The 18,146-nt window shown below is 67.3% G+C and carries 18 protein-coding genes; 11 read left to right on the top strand and 7 right to left on the bottom strand.

Features of this window, described 5'->3' with window-relative positions:
• The first annotated feature begins 173 nt into the window (after positions 1 to 173).
• The 4 genes from GTH22_RS01630 (at position 174) to GTH22_RS01615 (ending at position 2,473) form a co-directional block, all read left to right on the top strand.
• Entirely contained in the window at positions 174 to 956 is a 783-nt protein-coding gene (locus tag GTH22_RS01630; RefSeq protein WP_252942804.1) for a hypothetical protein, read from the top strand.
• Between the two features lie 31 nt (positions 957 to 987).
• Complete coding sequence (locus GTH22_RS01625) at positions 988 to 1,794, top strand: transglutaminase family protein (RefSeq protein ID WP_252942803.1); 807 nt, start codon at positions 988 to 990, stop codon at positions 1,792 to 1,794.
• Between the two features lie 132 nt (positions 1,795 to 1,926).
• A complete protein-coding gene (locus GTH22_RS01620) occupies positions 1,927 to 2,064 on the top strand; it encodes a hypothetical protein (RefSeq protein WP_252942802.1) in 138 nt (45 codons plus the stop codon).
• Between the two features lie 76 nt (positions 2,065 to 2,140).
• Entirely contained in the window at positions 2,141 to 2,473 is a 333-nt protein-coding gene (locus GTH22_RS01615) for a hypothetical protein (RefSeq protein ID WP_252942801.1), read from the top strand.
• A 273-nt stretch (positions 2,474 to 2,746) separates the two neighbouring features.
• Here the strand turns inward: GTH22_RS01615 and GTH22_RS01610 are convergent, their stop codons facing one another.
• Both GTH22_RS01610 and GTH22_RS01605 read right to left on the bottom strand, forming a co-directional pair.
• A complete protein-coding gene (locus GTH22_RS01610) occupies positions 2,747 to 4,393 on the bottom strand; it encodes a sulfatase-like hydrolase/transferase (RefSeq protein WP_252942800.1) in 1,647 nt (548 codons plus the stop codon).
• Positions 4,390 to 4,899: a MarR family winged helix-turn-helix transcriptional regulator gene (locus GTH22_RS01605; RefSeq protein ID WP_252942799.1), complete on the bottom strand. Its 510-nt coding sequence runs from the start codon at positions 4,897 to 4,899 to the stop codon at positions 4,390 to 4,392. Before GTH22_RS01605 ends, GTH22_RS01610 begins: the two co-directional genes overlap by 4 nt.
• Positions 4,900 to 5,038: 139 nt before the next feature.
• Here GTH22_RS01605 and GTH22_RS01600 point away from each other — a divergent pair, with 139 nt between their 5' ends.
• Both GTH22_RS01600 and GTH22_RS01595 read left to right on the top strand, forming a co-directional pair.
• Complete coding sequence (locus tag GTH22_RS01600) at positions 5,039 to 6,094, top strand: TAXI family TRAP transporter solute-binding subunit (protein WP_252942798.1); 1,056 nt, start codon at positions 5,039 to 5,041, stop codon at positions 6,092 to 6,094.
• Between the two features lie 72 nt (positions 6,095 to 6,166).
• Positions 6,167 to 8,467 (top strand): TRAP transporter fused permease subunit, encoded by a 2,301-nt coding sequence (locus tag GTH22_RS01595; protein ID WP_252942797.1) that lies wholly within the window; start codon positions 6,167 to 6,169, stop codon positions 8,465 to 8,467.
• Positions 8,468 to 8,542: 75 nt separating this feature from the next.
• Here the strand turns inward: GTH22_RS01595 and GTH22_RS01590 are convergent, their stop codons facing one another.
• On the bottom strand, positions 8,543 to 9,523 hold the full coding sequence (locus GTH22_RS01590; RefSeq protein ID WP_252942796.1) for an MBL fold metallo-hydrolase: 981 nt from the start codon (positions 9,521 to 9,523) through the stop codon (positions 8,543 to 8,545).
• 177 nt (positions 9,524 to 9,700) lie between these two features.
• On the opposite strand from GTH22_RS01590, the gene GTH22_RS01585 reads away from it, so the two are divergent.
• The 4 genes from GTH22_RS01585 to GTH22_RS01570 all read left to right on the top strand — a co-directional run bounded on the left by GTH22_RS01585 (position 9,701) and on the right by GTH22_RS01570 (position 13,145).
• On the top strand, positions 9,701 to 11,782 hold the full coding sequence (locus GTH22_RS01585) for a hypothetical protein (RefSeq protein ID WP_252942795.1): 2,082 nt from the start codon (positions 9,701 to 9,703) through the stop codon (positions 11,780 to 11,782).
• 105 nt (positions 11,783 to 11,887) lie between these two features.
• On the top strand, positions 11,888 to 12,475 hold the full coding sequence (hisB, locus tag GTH22_RS01580; RefSeq protein ID WP_252942794.1) for an imidazoleglycerol-phosphate dehydratase HisB: 588 nt from the start codon (positions 11,888 to 11,890) through the stop codon (positions 12,473 to 12,475).
• Positions 12,476 to 12,511: 36 nt separating this feature from the next.
• Positions 12,512 to 12,871 (top strand): YigZ family protein, encoded by a 360-nt coding sequence (locus tag GTH22_RS01575; RefSeq protein ID WP_371928308.1) that lies wholly within the window; start codon positions 12,512 to 12,514, stop codon positions 12,869 to 12,871.
• Positions 12,872 to 12,875: 4 nt separating this feature from the next.
• Positions 12,876 to 13,145, top strand: coding sequence for an HlyU family transcriptional regulator (locus GTH22_RS01570; RefSeq protein ID WP_252942793.1), 270 nt, complete (start codon positions 12,876 to 12,878; stop codon positions 13,143 to 13,145).
• A 25-nt stretch (positions 13,146 to 13,170) separates the two neighbouring features.
• On the opposite strand, the gene GTH22_RS01565 is transcribed toward GTH22_RS01570, so the two are convergent.
• The 3 genes from GTH22_RS01565 to mgtE all read right to left on the bottom strand — a co-directional run bounded on the left by GTH22_RS01565 (position 13,171) and on the right by mgtE (position 16,130).
• Complete coding sequence (locus GTH22_RS01565) at positions 13,171 to 13,986, bottom strand: TIGR00282 family metallophosphoesterase (protein WP_252942792.1); 816 nt, start codon at positions 13,984 to 13,986, stop codon at positions 13,171 to 13,173.
• A gap of 174 nt (positions 13,987 to 14,160) precedes the next feature.
• Entirely contained in the window at positions 14,161 to 14,706 is a 546-nt protein-coding gene (locus tag GTH22_RS01560; protein ID WP_252942791.1) for a 5-formyltetrahydrofolate cyclo-ligase, read from the bottom strand.
• A gap of 2 nt (positions 14,707 to 14,708) precedes the next feature.
• The gene (gene mgtE, locus GTH22_RS01555; RefSeq protein ID WP_252942790.1) at positions 14,709 to 16,130 is read right to left on the bottom strand and encodes a magnesium transporter; all 1,422 of its coding nucleotides are present in this window, start codon (positions 16,128 to 16,130) and stop codon (positions 14,709 to 14,711) included.
• Positions 16,131 to 16,294: 164 nt separating this feature from the next.
• Between mgtE and guaD the strand changes: the two genes are divergently transcribed.
• Positions 16,295 to 17,620 (top strand): guanine deaminase, encoded by a 1,326-nt coding sequence (gene guaD / locus GTH22_RS01550; RefSeq protein WP_252942789.1) that lies wholly within the window; start codon positions 16,295 to 16,297, stop codon positions 17,618 to 17,620.
• A gap of 15 nt (positions 17,621 to 17,635) precedes the next feature.
• Here the strand turns inward: guaD and GTH22_RS01545 are convergent, their stop codons facing one another.
• Entirely contained in the window at positions 17,636 to 18,139 is a 504-nt protein-coding gene (locus GTH22_RS01545; RefSeq protein WP_252942788.1) for a CAP domain-containing protein, read from the bottom strand.
• Positions 18,140 to 18,146 lie beyond the last annotated feature (7 nt).

The raw sequence follows: 18,146 nt of genomic DNA, 5'->3' as shown, positions 1-18,146 counted from the left end.
CGGCAGCTCCCCAGGATTTCGCAATTCAGGCGGCCGAGAACGAGGGCATGCCATCCAGGCCGGCCGTCGGGGGCACCGCGCCCGCGCGCCGGCTGACCGGCACGCTCACGCTCGGACGATCGCGCGGCCGCGTGGCAACCAGCGGACTCTGGTCTGCCAAGGAGCAAGCGGCGATGAGGCGCCCTCTGGCGAGCCTGATCGCGGGCATGATCGCCATGGCCTTCGTGGTCGCGTCCCTCGCCTCCCCCGCCCTTGCGCAGGAGGCCATCGGCGCGATGCCGGAAAACCCCCAGCCACGTAGCTATGGAAGCGGCTGGAATTGCAGCGCCGGTTACCGACTGGAGGGCGCCGAATGCCTCGCCCTCGTCATCCCCGCCAATGCCTACCCGACCGGGCGCACCTACGGGACGGGTTGGGAATGCGGCCGCGGATATGAGGAGGTCGGCGGAAGAACCTGCGACCCCATCGCGATTCCCGAAAACGCCTTCCTCAAGTCTTCCGGCTACGATTGGCAATGCGAACGCGGTTACCGGCAGGAGCGCGATACTTGCGTGTCCATCGACCTGCCCGAGCACGCCTATCTGACGGAGAGCACATCGGGCACAGGATGGACCTGTGATCGCGGCTATGCGGCCGTTGCAGGGAGATGCCTGCCGATTGTCGTGCCCCCGAATGCCTACCTGACCAACGCAACCTACGGCGCCGCTTGGGCCTGCGAGAGAGGCTTCGTCGAGGTCGACGACCAGTGCAACGCCATTGTCTTGCCGGCCAACGCCTACCTCGATCAGGAGTCCTATGGGCCGGGCTGGAGCTGTGAGCGGGGATACGAGCTGCTGAGCGGCGCATGTACCCCCATAGACCTGCCCCTGAACGCCCATCTCGACCGATCCGGCAACCGTTGGCGCTGCGACCGCAGTTTCCAGATTTCGCAGGGAGTATGCACCCTTGGACAGTAACCTGAGCCCTTCTCATCGGGGCATTTCGGCCATGCGCGTCAGCATCGGGTGCCGTTTGCAATACCGCTTTCCGAAACCCACGCCGCTGATCGCATTGCTGAACGTCCATTACTCGTGTTTCAGCGTTCTGGAGCGCGCCGACCATCTCGTGACCTCGCCCAGCGTGCCGCTCGAAAGCTACCGGGACGGCTTCGGCAACTGGTGCACCCGCCTCGTGGCGCCGGCGGGCGACTTCTGCCTGTCGACGGATGGCATCTTTCAGGACACCGGCGCGCCCGACCCGGCATTTCCGGGCGCGCAGCAGCACGCGGTTCAGGATCTGCCATTCGAAACGCTCGTGTTTTTGCAGGGCAGCCGGTACTGCGATACCGACCTGCTGTCGGAAGAAGCTTGGGAGCGCTTCGCAGGCACCCAACCCGGATGGTCCCGCGTTCAGGCGATCTGCGACTTCGTCCACGGGCATGTGCAGTTCGACTACATGCAGGCAAATGCGACGCGCACCGCATCGCAGACTTTGGCCGAGGGGAAGGGTGTCTGCCGTGATTTCGCCCATCTCGCCATTGCGCTGTGTCGATGCATGAACATTCCGGCCCGCTACTGCACCGGATACCTCAGCGACATCGGCGAACCGCTTCCGCATCCGCCCGGAGACTTTGCCGCCTGGATGGAGGTGTTTCTCGCAGGCGAATGGCACATGTTCGACCCACGCAACAACAAGCCCCGGTTCGCGAGACTTCTGATCGCGCGGGGCCGCGATGCCGCCGATGTCCCTCTGACCCAGACCTTCGGGGAGAGCACCTTGACCGGTTTCGAAGTCTGGACCGATGAAATGACCTGACCGACCGCCCCTTCCCTCTCGACGGCCCATCGTAAAGCGGGCCCTGCGTCCCCATATATTCAATACCGCTGCCAGGCATCCCGGTCCGACATGGACGAGGAGCCGGCGCCGGCCAATCAAAGGATCACTGACATGTCTTTCAAGGACCTGACGGACCGCGCTGCGGCCGCAATGAAGCCGAAGCCCGCAGAGGCCGCGAAGACCCCTGCCAAGGAGAAGGCGACCGAGACCACGGGCAAGGAAGGGCCTGCGAAATCCAAGACATCTTGAGCTTCGAGCCGAGGACGCGCCCCATTCCCGAAGGGGGCGCGGACCAACGGCGACATCACCGGGGAGGACCACGCCAATGCAAGATCTGACCACCAATTCCGAAGCGATCATTTCGCCACCGTTCACGGTGTCGCCTGCGGAGGTTGACCGTGCCCGCGCCCGCGACACGCTGACCGGCAGGGCGTTTAACGACCTGTTCCTTGACGAAATGCTGGCCGATCCGCTGGTGCGTCTCGTGATGAAGGCCGATGGCGTCTCTGCGGCGCATCTGCGGCTTCTCTACGCGGGGGGCGGCGCGGCCGAGAGCGCTTCGGCTGCGCCGATCCGGACCGCCGCGAAGGACGGTAAGCCTGCCAGGCTGGCCAGGCCGGTGCCATCGCACCCACGCCAGCTTGTGAAAGAGATGTGATGGGAAAATCTGCCTCTGCCAAGGGTGCCCTGCCGGAGATTGCGACCGTGAGAGCCGTGGGTGACGTTCCACAGGTGCGCCCCTGCCTGAGGTGCGAGGCCCCGTTCTCGAGCGAAGGCTTCGGGGAGCGGATCTGTCGGCGCTGCAAGGGCCTGAACGCCTGGCGAAACGCCGTGCCCGACAGCCCCGGCGCAACTCGCCGCCGCTGAACCGCATCGGCGCACGTTCAGGCTCTCACACCCTACAGCACCTCAGGTGCGTCCTGTCTCGGCGTCAGGCCCGTCCTATCGGCGTCAGGTCGTCAAATGCGATGCCGGTGGCGTCTTCGTATTCCTTCTCGTCCCAGAAGCCGATCAAAATGCCCCCTTCGGCGGCCTTCTTCTGCCGCGCCAGAACGGCAGGGGTCGCCGTGATCCGCGTGTGATGGCGCGTGGCCCAATCCAGCAGGGCGGCTTCCATGCGGGTGCGGACGGCCTTGTGCTCTGCCGCCTCGGATGCCCCCAAGTCGGTCAGTTCATGCGGGTCAGTGTGCAGATCGAACAGAACCGGCCGGAAACCCTCACAGCGAATATACTTCCAGCGCCCGTCGAAGATCATCGTCGTATGGGCGTGTTCCTGCGGTTGGTCGAGCAGACGGGCCATGTCGGACCAGTGATAATCGTGCTGGCTGATGGCATATCGGCGCGAGAACCCGTCAGCCCCCTGCAGGATCGGCGTCAGGTCGCGCCCCTCGATCACATGCGGCTTGGCCGGGCAGCCCAGCGCGTTCATGAAGGTCGGCGCGAGGTCGATCATCTCGACAAGTGCATCCGACACCAGCCCGCGCGTGGCCTCCGCCTCGGGCCGCGGATCTGCGATGATCAGCGGCACCTTCACCGCCATCTCGTGGTAGAAATCCTTGTCGCCCATCCAGTGGTCGCCCATGTAATCGCCGTGGTCCGAGGTGACGGCGATGATGGTGTTTTCGCTCAGCCCCGCCTCGTCCATCCAGGCAAACAGCCGCCCCAGATTGTCGTCGAGCTGCTTGATCAGGCCCATGTAGGCGGGGATCACGTGTTCGCGCACCTCGTCACGGGCAAAGCTCTGGCAGACCCGCGCCTTGAGGTAGGCCTGCATCAGCGGGTGGTCGGTGTCGTGCTCCTCCGCAGAGCGGATCGGCGGCACGATATGCGACTCGTCGTACATGTCGTGGTAGGGCGCAGGCACGATGTAGGGCCAATGCGGCTTGATGTAGCTCAGGTGGCACATCCACGGCCGCCCATCCGCCTTGGCCTCCTGCATGAAGGCGATGGCGCGGTCGGTCATATAGGCGGTTTCGGAATGTTCCTCGGGGACATTCGCCGCCAGGCGGGAATTCTTCAGAAGCCAGGCCGAGAGCAGGTCACCGTCTTCTCCGACGCCCGAGTTGGCGAAGTCTTCCCAAGGGTTTTCAGACTCATAGCCCTGCGACACGAGGTAGTCGTCATAGGCGGACCAGTTCTGCCGCGCGCTGTCGGGGTGCAGCCCGTCGTCACGCTCGAACGGCTCGAAACCGCACTCGGACACCCGCACGCCGATCTCGCTCTCCGGGTCGATGCCGAGCCAGGCCATGCCCTCCGCGTCGGCGGTCATGTGTGTCTTGCCCACCAGCACAGCCCGCGCCCCGACCTCGCGCAAGTGGTCCCCCAGCGTCGGCTCGCCAACGCGCAGCGGCATCCCGTTCCACGTCGAGCCATGGCTGCGCACGTAGCGCCCGGTATAGGCGCTCATCCGCGACGGCCCGCAGACAGGCGATTGCACATAGGCGTTGGTAAAGCGCACGCCACGGGCGGCCAGCGCGTCGATATTGGGGGTATGCAGATGCGGGTGGCCGTAGCAGCTGAGATAATCGAACCGCAGCTGGTCAGCCATGATCCACAGGACGTTGGGGCGTTTGCTCATTTCTGCACTTCCTTGTCGATAATCTGCTCCACCGGAATGCGCAGGAAATCCTCGAGCCGGTCGAGGAATCCCGCGAGGGTGCGAATCTCTTCTTCCGAGAAGGTCTCCCGCAGCGCCGCCCTCCGCCGCGCCATGATCGGGGCGGCCCGCTCATAGGCCGCGCAGCCCTTGTCGGTTATCTGGACGATGGTCTGGCGCCCGTCCCGGCTGTCGCGGTGCATGGTGACATAGCCCTTGTCACGCATGTCCGGCAGCGCGCGACTGAGCAGCGAATGGTCGGACCGCTGGATGGAGGACAGGTCGCGAATCGTCATCGGCCCGGCCTCGTGCAAATCCCAGAGCGTGCGCCATTCCACGATCGAAATGCCGCCCCCGATCTGCAGGAACCGCTGCCCCTGCCTGCGCGACGCGGCATAGACCGCCGGCAGACGCGAAAAGATGTTCAGGCCCTCACGTTCCATGCGTGAGCGCACCTGCCCGGCGTCAATCTTTACCTCTGCGGCCATCGGCTTTCCTCCCATGCCCCCGATAATGCCGAAATATTTTTACGTGACAAGTCATATAAATTTTGCCAGTTTGAAAGCAGGCCCCGAGCAGGGGCAGCGCGGCTTTGGAGGAAGACGCGCGGGATCAAGGGAGGACAACATGATCAGAACAACGATTTTCGGCGCCCTGGCTGCGCTGGCACCGCTCGCCGCATCCGCTCAGGCGAATCTCACCGCAGAAACCACGGGCCCCGGCTCGACCCCGCATTACATCGACACGACGCTGGCCGCGATCCTCGACAGCACCGGCGTGGCCACCATGCAGATCACCGAAGGCGCGACGCTGACCAACTCGGTGCAGGCCGTGGCCGAAGGCCGGCTCGACATGGCCCCCGCGCCGCTGATCCTGCCCTTCCTGCTCTCGAAGGGCATCGGCCCCTACAGCGGCGTCGGCCCCGAGCAAGGCGCCGAACTGGCCTCCAACCTGCGGGTCATCTTCTGGAATTCCGGCTCCGCGCAGATGCTGGGCTACTACAACAACAACCCGATCGAAGACATCCGCAACCTCTCCGGCAAGCGCATCTGGAACGGCCCGCCCCGCGGCGCGGCGCTGACCTCCGGGCGCGCCATGATCCAGCTTCTGTCCGGCGCCAAGGACGGCGAAGACTACGAAGGCATCCAGACGCCCTGGCCCGACACCGTGTCGACCATCACCGGCGGCGGCGCCGACGCCTGGACCATCCCCGAGGGTCTTCCCTCGGGCCGCGAGATCGCCATCGCAGCGGCCGGCGGCATCACCATCCACGATGTGCCCTCCGACCTGCTTGCCAGCGAACTCGGCCAGCAGATCCTCGCCGCGCCTGGCCATGCGCCCTACTCGGTGCCGGTGGAAGACTTCCGCAAGGCCTACGAGGGCAACGACATCACCATCGTGACCGATGACGACAGCTTCGACAGCTTCGCCACCGCCTTCGGCCAGATCGTCCACGCCTCGATGGATGAGGAACTGGTGTTCCAGATCACCAAGGCCTACCTCGAAGGTGAAGATCGCTTCATCGAAGGCTCGCCGCGCGGCCCCTTCGCCAAGCTCAGCTTCGGCGACATCGACGGCACTTCCCAAGGCGCCTGCGGGGCGGTGCAGATCAAGATGCACCCCGGTGCCATTCGCGCCTTCGAAGACGCCGGCCACTCGGTTGCCGACTGCCTGCGTCCGTAAAGCCTGACCACGGAGAGGCCGGGCTTTTCGGCCTCTCCCCACGCCACGCCACGCCCCGGGGGCCCTCTCGCCATGACCACAGATCAGATCACCCTGCCGATCGGCCGGCGCATTGCGATGATCCTCGCCCTGCTGCTGGTCATCGTCGGCATGGCCAACACCATGCCCGAAATTCCGGGGCTTCAGGACTTGGCACGCGACCTCACCGGGCGTCCGTTTTTCCGGGTATCGAACTTTCCGCCCGAGTATTTCTACCCTCCGGTCTTCCTGTTGATGATGGTCATCGTGGCGCTCGATGCCAGCGTCTACCGCGCCTGGAGGCTCGACAAGCCGCACCTCGCGTGGCTCGGGCTGCTGCTGGATGCAGGGCTGCTGCTGGCCGCCTTCCTCGCCGCCTTCGGCTTTCTCGTCGAGATCGACTCGATCTGCCTGCTCGACCAGATCTCCGGCGAGCGTGCCCGACTGATCCAGGAGGCATCAGAGCGCTCGGCGGGCGTGATTCCGGGCATCTCCTTCGAGGCCGAGGTGCCCTCCTGTCAGGCCCGCTTCGGCATCTGGATCCTGCCGCTGCTGTTCACCATCATCACGCTGTTCTTTCTCTACAACATCCGCGTCTGGGGCCTGCCGCTGGTGGCGGTCGCCAGTGTCGTGGTGATCTACACCATCGGCACCGCGCTGATCTGGGTGTTCGACCTGTCCGACAACAATTTCCTGCTGACCAAGCTCGGCGCCGATGGGGGCGATGCAACGGCAGCGGCGATCCAGAAGGCCACCAACGTCTTCGTCACGCCCGACGGCTTCATGGGCCGGTTCATGGATATCGTGGTGAACCAGGTCTTCCCCTACGTCGTGCTCGGCGGCCTTTTCGGTACCTCTGCAGGGGGCACCTCGCTGATCAAGCTGGCGGTGCGTGCCACCCGCAACCTGCGCGGCGGCCCGGCCCATGCAGCCATCGTCTCCTCGGCCATGTTCGGCACCATCACCGGCGGGCCGGTCACCAACGTGCTCTCCACCGGGCGGCTGACGATCCCGATGATGCGGCGCAACGGCTTTTCGCCCCAGTTCGCCGGCGGCGTCGAGGCTGCGGCCTCCTCGGGCGGGCAGATCATGCCCCCGGTGATGGGTGTGGCCGCCTTCGTCCTCGTCGCCCTCACGGCGGTGCCCTACACCAAGGTCATCACCGCCGCCTTCCTGCCCGCGATGTTCTTCTTCTTCTCGATCTTCCTCGCCGTGATGTTCCAGGCCCGGCGCGAGCGCGTCGAAGCAATGCGCGAGGTTCCCGAAGACCTCATCATGCACCGGCAGGACTGGCTGAACCTCATCATTATCGTCGTCCCGATCCTGACGATCCTGTTCCTGCTGCTGGGCAGCAAGGATGCCATCGGCGGCGGACTGCTTGCCATGATCCTGCCCGCCGGAGTGATCCAGACCATCACCAACTCCACCGGTGATGCCGTTTCCGCCGGCTGGTGGGCGGTGGCAATCCTCCTGCCCCTGCTCTTCCTCGATCCCGAAACCCGCGCAAAACCTTCCAAGGTCCTTGTTTCGCTGGCCGATGGCGGGCTCCTGATTTCAAAGCTCTTCCTGCTGCTCTTCGCAGTCTCCATCATCTCGGCCTTCCTCAACGAAAGCGGGCTGACCGGCGAGCTGACCCGCGCCGTCACCTCCTGGCTGGAACATGCGCAGGTCATGTGGATCTTCGGCTACGAGGTGCACATCGTCGGCGGCGTCTACCTGATGCTGGCCCTCACCTGCGCGATGTTCTGCGCCATCCTGCTCGGCATGGGCATGCCCACAGTGCCGGCCTACGTCAACGTCGCCCTCCTTCTCGGCCCGCTGCTGGCCAACCTCGGCGTCAGCTTCTTCACCGCGCATATGTTCGTCTTCTACTTCGCCGTTGCCTCCGCGATCACGCCGCCGGTGGCCGTGGCCGCCTTTGCAGCCGCATCCATCACCGGGGCCGAGCCGATGCGCACGGGTGTCGCCGCCGTTCGGGTGGGCATCGTGATGTTCACGATCCCCTTCATCTTCGCATGGTATCCCGAGCTGCTCCTGATTCCCGAGGCCGTGACGATCACCGACGAAAGCGGCGGGCGAGTCCTGATCGAAGGCTATACCGGCGAGGTGGACATGGCCGCCCTCGCCTGGCTCTCCGCGCGCCTCATCCTTGCGCTCTACCTCGTGGCCTCGGCCTTGGCGCGCTTCGACCGGGGGCCGATGCGGTCATGGGAAATCGCCTGCCGTCTTGGGCTGGCCGTCCTGATCCTGTGGAAGACCGCCCCGGTCATGTGGTTCGGCATCGCGGCAGGGCTCGGCATCATTGCGTTGCATGTCGTCCTCGCAAGAAGGCAGGACGTGCGCGCCACGGCTTAAACGGGCAGCTCGTAATGGGGTGGGCCTTGGTCCGGGTTGCGCGTTGGCACCGCGCAGGCCCAACTCGACAAGGCTCTACCCCTCCGCGTGCACGTCCCCCGGCGCAAAGGCCCGGAACCTTTCTGCCGCGATTCCGGCCTCGCCCAGCGCTTCTGCCAGAAGCTGCACAGGCTCTTCGCGCGGCTCGTCGGTCAGCTGGAACGTGCCCCAGTGAATGCCGAGAGCCTGCCGCGCCTCCACGTCCTTAAAGATCTGCACCGCCTCGTCCGGGCCGACATGCTGGTTGCGCATGAACCAGCGCGGCGCATAGGCGCCGATCGGAATCAGCGCCACATCGGGTTCGCCGTGGCGGGCGCGAATATCGCGGAAAATCGCACCATCGCCATAGCCGGTGTCCCCGGCGAACCAGATCTGCCCCGCCGGAGTATCCAACCAGTGCCCGCACCACAGCGCCATCCGCCTGTCGCCCAGTCCACGGGATGACCAGTGGTTGGCCGGGGTGAGCGCCACCGAAACCTGCTCGCCGAGCGCGATCCGGTCGTGCCAGTCGCCCACCGCCACCCTTGCGCCCCTGATCGCGCGGCGCACGGTGGCATCGGTGCCCAGCGGCATCACCATCAGCGGTGCATGGGCGCGGTGGAGGCGGCGCAGGGTCGCCAGGTCGAGATGGTCATAGTGGTTGTGGCTGAGCAGCACGGCGTCGATCTCGGGCAAAGCCTCAAAGGCGATGCCCGGCGCCGTCACCCGTTTCGGCCCGGCAAAGCTGAGCGGGCTTGCCCGCTGCGACCAGACCGGATCGGTCAGCAGGTTCAGCCCGGCCACCTGGATCAGCACCGAGGCATGGCCCACCATGGTCAGCCGGGGCGCCTCGCTGCGCGCCGGCGGCACTGTCGGCGCAACCGGCACCTCTCGCGGCCACTTCGCCCGCTGCCCGCTGCGTTGCCACGCCCAGACCTCGCGCAACCCCCGGTCCGGCAGCGGTTGCCCGGGCGAGAAAAACCGCAGCCCGTCGAAATTGGCACTGACGGGGCCGGCGTAATAACGGTTCTTCGGCATGGGCGCTCTCTTGGCTCTCGGGGGCTTGCAGAAGGTGGCCTGTCCCCTGCCCCGGCACAAGGGCCGCGGGCGACGCCGCCGCGACGCGGTCGGTTTACCCATGGTTCACTATTGGTTGAAGCGTCGCCGATTTTCGCTAGGCTTGCTTCATTGATTACGCCTGAGGGAATTTGACAGATGTGGAATTTCAAGTCCTCCCTTGCCTGGGGACTGCTGAAGCAAACCGCCGCCTTCACCGGATATCGCCTCGGGGTCTTCCTCGGGATCGCGCTCTGCTATGCCCTCCTCGCCTGGATCGGGCATGTGGTCGGCATGGCAATCGTGCGCGGCGCCATGCTCAACGGGGCGGGCTTCGGCACCGTCGTGGCCCTCGCCCGCACCATGCCCCTGCTCTTCATCCTGCTCTTCTGCGGCAGCCTCGGTGCCGGCATGTGGTTCCTGCGCAAGCATCTCTACTGGTATGTCCGCGCGCCCCACATGGCGCTGATGGCCGAAATCCTCGAAGGCCGCGCCTTGCCCGGGGGCAGCCAGATCAAGGCCGGGATGGAGATCGTCACCGAGCGCTTCGGCGACATGAACCGCCTCTGGGCCCTGCGCGGCCAGATCGAACGGACGCTGTCGTCGATCAACCCTCTCCTGCCCCTGCGCCCACTTTTCGGCATGAAGCCCGAGGGCAAGGGCGTCGGCATCAACCAGCCCTATCTCTGGCTCGCCGAGCGCCCGATCGACGAGATGGTGCTGGCCCACGGGCTGCGCAAACGCGCGGTAAACCCCTATGCCTCCGCCCGCGAAGGGCTGGTGCTTCTGGCCCAGAACGGCAAGCCCGTGGTGGGCAACGCCATCACTCTGCAGGGTCTCGGCTGGGCCTATGGCATGATCGCCTTCGTCGGCTGGCTGCTGGTCCTTGCGCTGTTCATCCTGCTGGCCCCCGGTGCCGGTCTTCTGATGGTGGTGATCTCGGGCATGTTTGCCTGGGGCACCAAGGCCGGGCTGATTGATGCCTTTGCCAACGCCTGCCTGCTACAAATCTACATCGGCGCAACCCGTGGCCAGCGACCCAATCCCGATTGGGAAAGCCGCCTCGACGCGGATTCCGAGGCCTTCGCTGACCTCGGCAAAGAGGCCGCCACCCTGCCCGGCGGTGCCGACCGCACCAGCGCCACAGCCCAGAAGACCGTGATCGGCGGCGACTTGCCAGCACCCACGCCTGCCGCCGCGGCCGTGGCCCCTGCCGTGGCAACCGCCGCAGCGGCCAATCCGGTGCCGACTGCCGAGGAGCAGGCCGGAGCCTCTGCCTTCACGCCGCCCGCGGAGCTGATGCCCAGCGGGTTCGTGCCGCCACGGCCCACACCCGCCGCCGCACCGGCCCCCACGCCGCCCGCCCCCGAAGCCGCCGCGCCCGCGCCTCAGACCGAGGCCGTCGCACCCGCTCCGCCGCAACCCGCGCCACCGCCCCCTGCCACCCCCGCGCCCGTGGCCGCGCCCCCCGAACCAACCCCGGCTCCCGAACCCACTCCGGCGCCGGACCCCGCCCCCCCGTCACCGCCGGAAATCCCCGACGAGCCGCCCCGCGAGGCCCCGCAACCCACGCCGCCAGAGGTGCCCGAGCCGACTCCGCCCCAGGAGTTGCCCCCCTCCAGCCCGCCCGAGCTGCCACCGGAAACCGCAGCACCCGAGGCGGCTCCCGAGGTCACGCCGGAGCCTGTGCCCGACGCGGAGCTGCCGCCACTCACGGCGGCTGACGCCATCACCTCCACCCCGCAGGCGCTCGCCGATGCGCCCGAAACCAGCGCCACGCCGGCTGCCATCTCCGACCCGTGGAGCGCCCCCGAACCCGCCGAGCCGGAGCCCGCAGCCCCGGCCCCTGAGCCCGAACCCGAGCCAGCGCCTGTCGCAGCAGAACCCGCCCCCGAACCGGCGCCTGAACCGGCGCCCGAGACACCCGCAGAGCCACCGCGCGCCGATGTCACGCAGGCCCCGCAGGCCCTCGCCGCAGATCCCGAAACCAGCGCCACCCCGGCCGAGATCGCCGACCCTTGGGCCGCAGCCCCTGCACCCAGCTCGGCGCCCGTGCCGGCCCCGGAGCCGGCCCCCGAGCCAGCGCCGCCCGCCACCGCAGAGCCCGCCGCTGCGCCCGATCCCGCGCCCACACCTCCACCCCCTCCGGCGCCGCCCCCGCCTGCCCCTCCGGCCGCCAGCGCCAAAACGGTCATCGCCCCCCTCCCCGTCTTCGACGACGACGACAAGCCCGGCGGCTGACCCTCTGGCGCAGCCGCGCCACAGCCCCCGCCCCTCCTGCGCCCGGCCTCTTCCCTGCCCGGCGCACCGGCCCTATACCCCAGCCGACGTCACCCGGAGGCCCCGATGCGCACAGCCAGCGTTACCCGCGAAACCGCGGAAACCGCGATCACCGTCGAGATCAACCTCGACGGCACCGGAAGCTACGCCAATTCAACCGGCGTCGGCTTCTTCGATCACATGCTCGACCAGCTCGCTCGCCACGCCCTGATCGACATGAAGATCGAGGCCAAGGGCGATCTGCACATCGACGATCACCACACCGTCGAAGACGTGGGCATCACGCTGGGCAAGGCGCTGACCGAGGCCATGGGCGACAAGCGCGGCATCACCCGCTACGGCTCTTGCCTGCTGGCCATGGACGATGCTCTCGTGCGCTGTGCGCTCGATCTCTCCGGTCGCCCCTACCTGGTTTGGAACGTGGAGCTGCCCACCGCCAAGATCGGCACCTTCGACACCGAGCTGGTGCGCGAATTCTTCCAGGCTTTCTCCACCCACGGCGGCATCACCCTGCATGTCGATGCGCTGCACGGCCTCAACAGCCACCACATCGCGGAAGCGGCCTTCAAATCCGTCGCCCGCGCCCTGCGCGACGCGCTCGAGCCCGACCCGCGCAAGGCCGACGCGATCCCCTCCACCAAAGGCACGCTCTGAGCAGCCGGGCGCACCCCCGCGCCCGGCTCCCTGCCCATGGCCCTGACAACCTTCGATAACATCCTCACCGACCGAGGCTCCAAATACGCCGTCTCCGGCGGCCCCGCGGGCAGCAAGGCCGAGGCGCTGGCCCTGCTCAAAGAGCTGAAACGGCAGAAGAAATTCGCAAAGGCCACCCATAACACATGGGCCCTGATCACAGACGACGGCCCGCTGAAGAATGACGACGGCGAGGCCGGTGCGGGCATGGTGATTCTGCGCATGCTGGAGCGGGCCGGACTGACCGGCCATGTCATCATCGTCACCCGCTGGTTCGGCGGCACCCACCTCGGTGGCGACCGCTTTCGCCGGGTGCAGGATTGCGTTACCCATTATCTCGAGCAGATGGAGACCTGAGCCCATGTCCCTTTTCGGCAAACTCTTCGGCAGATCTACCGCCGCACCCGCGCCCGAGCCGCAAACCCACAAGGGCTTCTCCATCACCGCCACACCGCAAAAGACCGAGGGCGGCTACCGCATCGCGGCTGTCATCGAGAAAGAGGTCGATGGCGAGGCCAAACGCCACCAGATGATCCGCGCCGACGTGATCGGTTCGCAAGAAGAGGCCGCCACCGCCAGCCTGCGCAAGGCCCGTCAGATGATCGACGAGCAGGGCGAGGCGCTGTTCTAGGCGCGTCGCATCCCGCCGTCCGGTCTCAGGCCGGGCCCACCTGCTCCAGACGCCCGCCCTGGCGCACCTGCACCACGCGCTTGGCCAGACCGGTGCGATCATCGGTTTCCACGTAGAGCCCGCACAGCGTCGCCTCGCCCATCGCGGGCTGAAACCGCCCCTTGGCCATGCCGGTCACGAAACGGCGCATCGGCTCCTCGGTCTCCATCCCGATCACCGAATTGTAGTCACCGCACATCCCCGCATCGGCCTGAAACCCGGTGCCGCGCGGAAGCACCTGTGCATCGCCGGTGGGCACGTGGGTATGGGTGCCGACAACCACGCTCGCGCGGCCATCGCAGAAATGGCCCATGCCCATCTTCTCGCTCGTCGCCTCGCAATGCATGTCGACCAGCGAAGCCTGCACCAGCCCGCCCGGCACATGGCTCTTCAGCACCGGCTCGATGGCAGAGAACGGATCGTCATAGGGCTGTTTCATGAACACCCGGCCCAGCACTTGCGCCACCAGCACCTTGCGCCCGCCCGGCGCGTCGAACACCCGAAACCCCTTGCCCGGCGCGTCCTTGGCAATGTTGATCGGGCGCAGCACCCGCGGCTCGGAGCCGATGAAGCTGAGCATCTCGCGCTGGTCGAAGGCATGGTCGCCAAGGGTGATCACATCCGCCCCGGCCTCCAGCAACCCCTTCGCGTGGGCGGCCGAAAGCCCGGCGCCCGAAGTGGCGTTCTCGCCGTTGACCACGACAAAATCGAGCCGCCAATCCTTGCGCAGCCCGGGCAGCCGCTCGGCCACCGCCGTCCGGCCCGCCCGCCCCATCACATCGCCAAGAAAGAGTATCCGCATGACAAAGCCCTAAGCCGCAACGCCGCCCACGGCAAGCCCGCGCCCGGCTCATTTTCGCGCGGCCGGTAACTCCGTGGCTGCGGCCCCTGCTCGGCCCTTGCCACAGCCGCAAGCCCACAGCGGGGCCGCGCCGGGCGATCGGGATGAGTGGGCGGGCGATCGGCCTGCGCGGCCTCAGAGCGAGATCACCCCGGCCTCGGTCACGATCATGTCGAGCGGCGCATCGGTCGGCTCCAGCGGCAATGCCCCGGCCTCCTGCGCGCCATAGGCAAAGCCGACCGCCAGCACCGGGCCCCCGGCCCGAAGCAGCGCCAGCGTGCGGTCATAGAACCCGCCGCCATACCCGAGCCGTGCGCCCTCCCGCGTGAAGGCCACCAGCGGCACCACGACGATCTCAGGGCGCATCTCCGGCCCCCTCGGCTCGAAGGTGTTGAACGGCCCCGGCACCATCTCTGCCCCCGGCTCCCACTGGCGGAACACCAGAGGGCTGTCTTTCTTCACGATGCAGGGCAGCCCCACCGGGCCGTGGGCGGAAGCCTCCTCGAGCGCGGGCAGCGGGTCGATCTCGTCGCGGATCGCCATGTAGCCGGCCAGTGGCACACCGCGATAGCCGGCAAGCACCTCCGAAAGATGCCCGGCCGCATGGCCCGACAACGCCTCATGGGCCGCGGCCCGCCGTGCCAGCGCCGCATCCCGCGCCGCCCGCTTCTCCTCTGCCATGCTCACAGCAGCATCACCGTCGCCAACCCGAGGAAGGCGAAGAAGCCCACGACATCCGTCACCGTCGTCACGAAGGCGCCGGAGGCCAGCGCCGGGTCGATGTTGAAGCGATCCAGCAGAACAGGCACCAGAATACCCGCCAGACCAGCGACAAGCAGGTTGATGATCATCGCCAGCGCCAACACCGCGCCCAGCATCGGCGTGCCGAACCAGAACCAGCCCACCAGCCCCATCAGCGCGGCAAAGGCCAGCCCGTTCAGCAGCCCCACCGAGGCCTCCCGCCGGATCACCCGCCACACGTTCGACCCGGTAAGGTCCTTGGTCGCAATCGCGCGCACCGCCACCGTGAGCGACTGCGTGCCCGCGTTGCCGCCCATCGAGGCCACGATCGGCATCAGCACGGCGAGCGCGACAAGCTGGGTGATCACCGCCTCGAACTGGTCGATCACGAGGCTGGCAAGGATCGCGGTCACGAGGTTCACCGCCAGCCACGGAAAGCGCAGCTTGGTGGTTTCCCAAACCGAGTCCGTCACCCGGCTTTCGTCGCCCACACCCGCAAGGCGCAGAAGGTCTTCCTCCGCCTCCAGGTCCAGCACCGACATCGCGTCGTCGATGGTGATGATCCCCACCAACCGGTCGGAATGGTCGACCACGGGCACCGAGATCAGGTGATACTGGTTGAACGCATAGGCCACCTCGCCCTCGTCCTGATCCACCGGCACGGTGCGAAAACTGTCTTCCTGAATGTCGATCAGCAGGGTCGAGCGCGGGCTCGACAGGATGCGCCCGAGCGCGACATAGCCGATCGGGTGCATCTTCGGGTCGATCAGGATCACGTGGTAGAACTGCTCCGGCAGCTCCTGCCCCTCGGCCCGCATGAAGTCGATCATCTGGCCCACGTCCCAATGCTCGGGCGCGCGCACCACCTCGCGCTGCATCAGGCGACCCGCGGATTCCTCGGGCCAGGACAGCGCCTCCTCCACCGCGATCCGGTCGGCGGCAGGCAGCGCCTCGAGAATCGCCTCCTGCTGCTCCTCCTCGAGGTCTTCCACAAGGTCGACCACGTCATCGGAATCAAGCTCGCGCACCGCCTCCGTCAGCGTCTCCGGCGAGAGGGCAGCGATGATGTCCTCGCGGATGCTCTCGTCGAGTTCCGACAGGATCTCGCCGTCGATGTTCTCGCCCCAGAGCAGGATCAGCTCGCGCCGCGGCCCCTCCCCGATCTGTTCGAGAAGGTCGGCGATGTCGGCCGGGTGGAGCGGGTCGAGCAGCTCGGAAAGCGTATGGGTGTCGTCGTTGAAGGTCGCCTCGAGGACCGCCTGCACAAAGGGCGCCTGAAGCGAGTAATCCTGCTCGTCCCGCAGCTCGGGGCGTTCTTCGGGGCGGTCCTGCGTGGCGGTCTCGGTGTTCGGCTCTTCGCTCATCGTCAGGGCCTCCTTCTGGCGTTGCCGCCAACATATTGGACGCATGGCCCGGCGCAAGCCGCGCATGGGTCTTTCTCCGGGCAGCGTGAAATCGTCACAGAGGACGCCATGTGGATGCGATTCCCGCATTTACCCTCACGCGGGCGGCGCTTAACCTTTGCGCCATGACCGCTGCCGCCCCTTCCACCGCCGATGCTTCGGCGCCCGAGACCCTGCTGTTGGGGCAGATCATCGACTTTACCGACAACCCCTTTTCCGAGCCCCCCGCCGGCTCTGCCCGGCACCTGAGCCGGGGCGCCATCCTGATCCGTGGCGGCAAGATTGCCGAGATCGGCCCCGCCGCCCGACTGATCGAAACCCATGCCTCCGCCCGCCGGGTCGATTACGGCGCGGCGCTCCTGCTGCCCGGCTTCGTCGATGCCCATGTGCACTACCCGCAGACCGGCATCATCGCCTCCTGGGGCAAGCGGCTGATCGACTGGCTCGAAGGCTACACCTTTCCCGAAGAGAGCCGCTTTGGCGATGCGCTCTATGCCGCCACCATCGCCGGGCGCTACCTCGATCTCGCACTGGCCCATGGCACGACCACAGTGGCGAGCTTCTGCACCTCGCACCCCGAAAGCGTCACTGCCTTCTTTCAGGCCGCGCAGGCCCGCAGCATGGCCGTGGTCGGCGGCAAGGTGGCGATGGACCGCAACGCGCCCCCTGCCCTGCGCGACACCCCGGAGCGCGCCTATGACGAGAGCAAGGCGCTGCTGAAGCGCTGGCACCGGCAGGGCCGCGCCCGCTATGCCATCACGCCCCGCTTCACCCCCACCTCGAGCGAAGCGCAGCTCGAGGCGATGGGCACCCTCTGGGCCGAGCACCCCGATTGCGCCATGCAGACCCACCTCTCCGAGCAGGTCGAAGAGATCGCATGGGTCAAGGAGCTTTGTCCCGAGGCCGAGGATTACCTTGCAACCTACGAAAAGCACGGGCTGATCGGCCCCGGCGCCCTGTTCGGCCACGCCATCCACCTCACCGAGCGCGAAAAGGCCCGCATCGCCGAAAGCGGCTCTGCGGTGGTGCATTGCCCGACCTCCAACACCTTCATCGGCTCCGGCGTCTTCGATGCTGCCGGTCTCGCGGCAGAGGGCATCACCGTCGGGCTGGCCACCGACACCGGCGGCGGCTCCTCCTTCTCGATGCTGCGCACCATGGGCGCGGCCTATGAGATCAGCCAGCTCAACGGCGCGGTGCTGCACCCAGCCCAGCTTCTGTGGCTGGCCACCGCCGGATCGGCAAAGGCGCTGCGGATGGAAGATGAGGTCGGCACGCTGGCGCCCGGGTCGGCGGCAGACATCATCGCCCTCGACCTTGCCTCCACCCCCGCCATCGCCCAGCGGGCGGCGCGGGCGCGCGACATCTGGGAGGCGATCTTTCCCACGATGATGATGGGCGATGATCGCGCCCTGAAGGCAGTCTGGGTCAACGGCGTCAGCCGCCGCTAGGGGCAGCCGCCGGGCTCAGCAGGGCCGCGCCAGCACAAGCACCCGCACCCGCCCCGCCTGCCCTTCGCCATAGAGCGTGGCCTCCCGCAGCAGCATGTTGCGATTGTGCCCGCTGGAGCCCTTCCAGCCCGCCACCGCCTGCGCCGCGCCGGGATAGCCGAACGACAGGTTCTCGGCCACGAGGCAGGCCTGCATTCCGGCCCCCCGCACCCGTTGCATCACGCTCGAGCCCCCGCGCCCCTCGTGTCCGGTGCGGCCTGTGGCGGCGAGGTAGTCGGCCTGATCCTGCGCCGCAGCCGCCAATGCCGGGTGCGCGACCAGTGCCGCACGACCTCGCGAAACGCGGTAGGCGTTCACCGCCGGGCCAACCTCGCCCGTCCCGCCGCTCACCGGGGCCTCAATGCTCCCGCTCGTGCCCCCGGGCCCCGGCGGCGACACCGGCGCACAGGCCCCCAGCACCGCAACAAACGCCAACACCATCGCGGCCCGCACACCCCGGCTCACGCTGCAAAACGTCATCCACGCC

This window comes from Oceanicola sp. 502str15, assembly GCF_024105635.1.
Lineage (GTDB): Bacteria > Pseudomonadota > Alphaproteobacteria > Rhodobacterales > Rhodobacteraceae > Vannielia.
The sequence above is the reverse complement of the archived record's forward strand: the minus strand, read 5'-3'. Positions and strand labels throughout refer to the sequence as shown.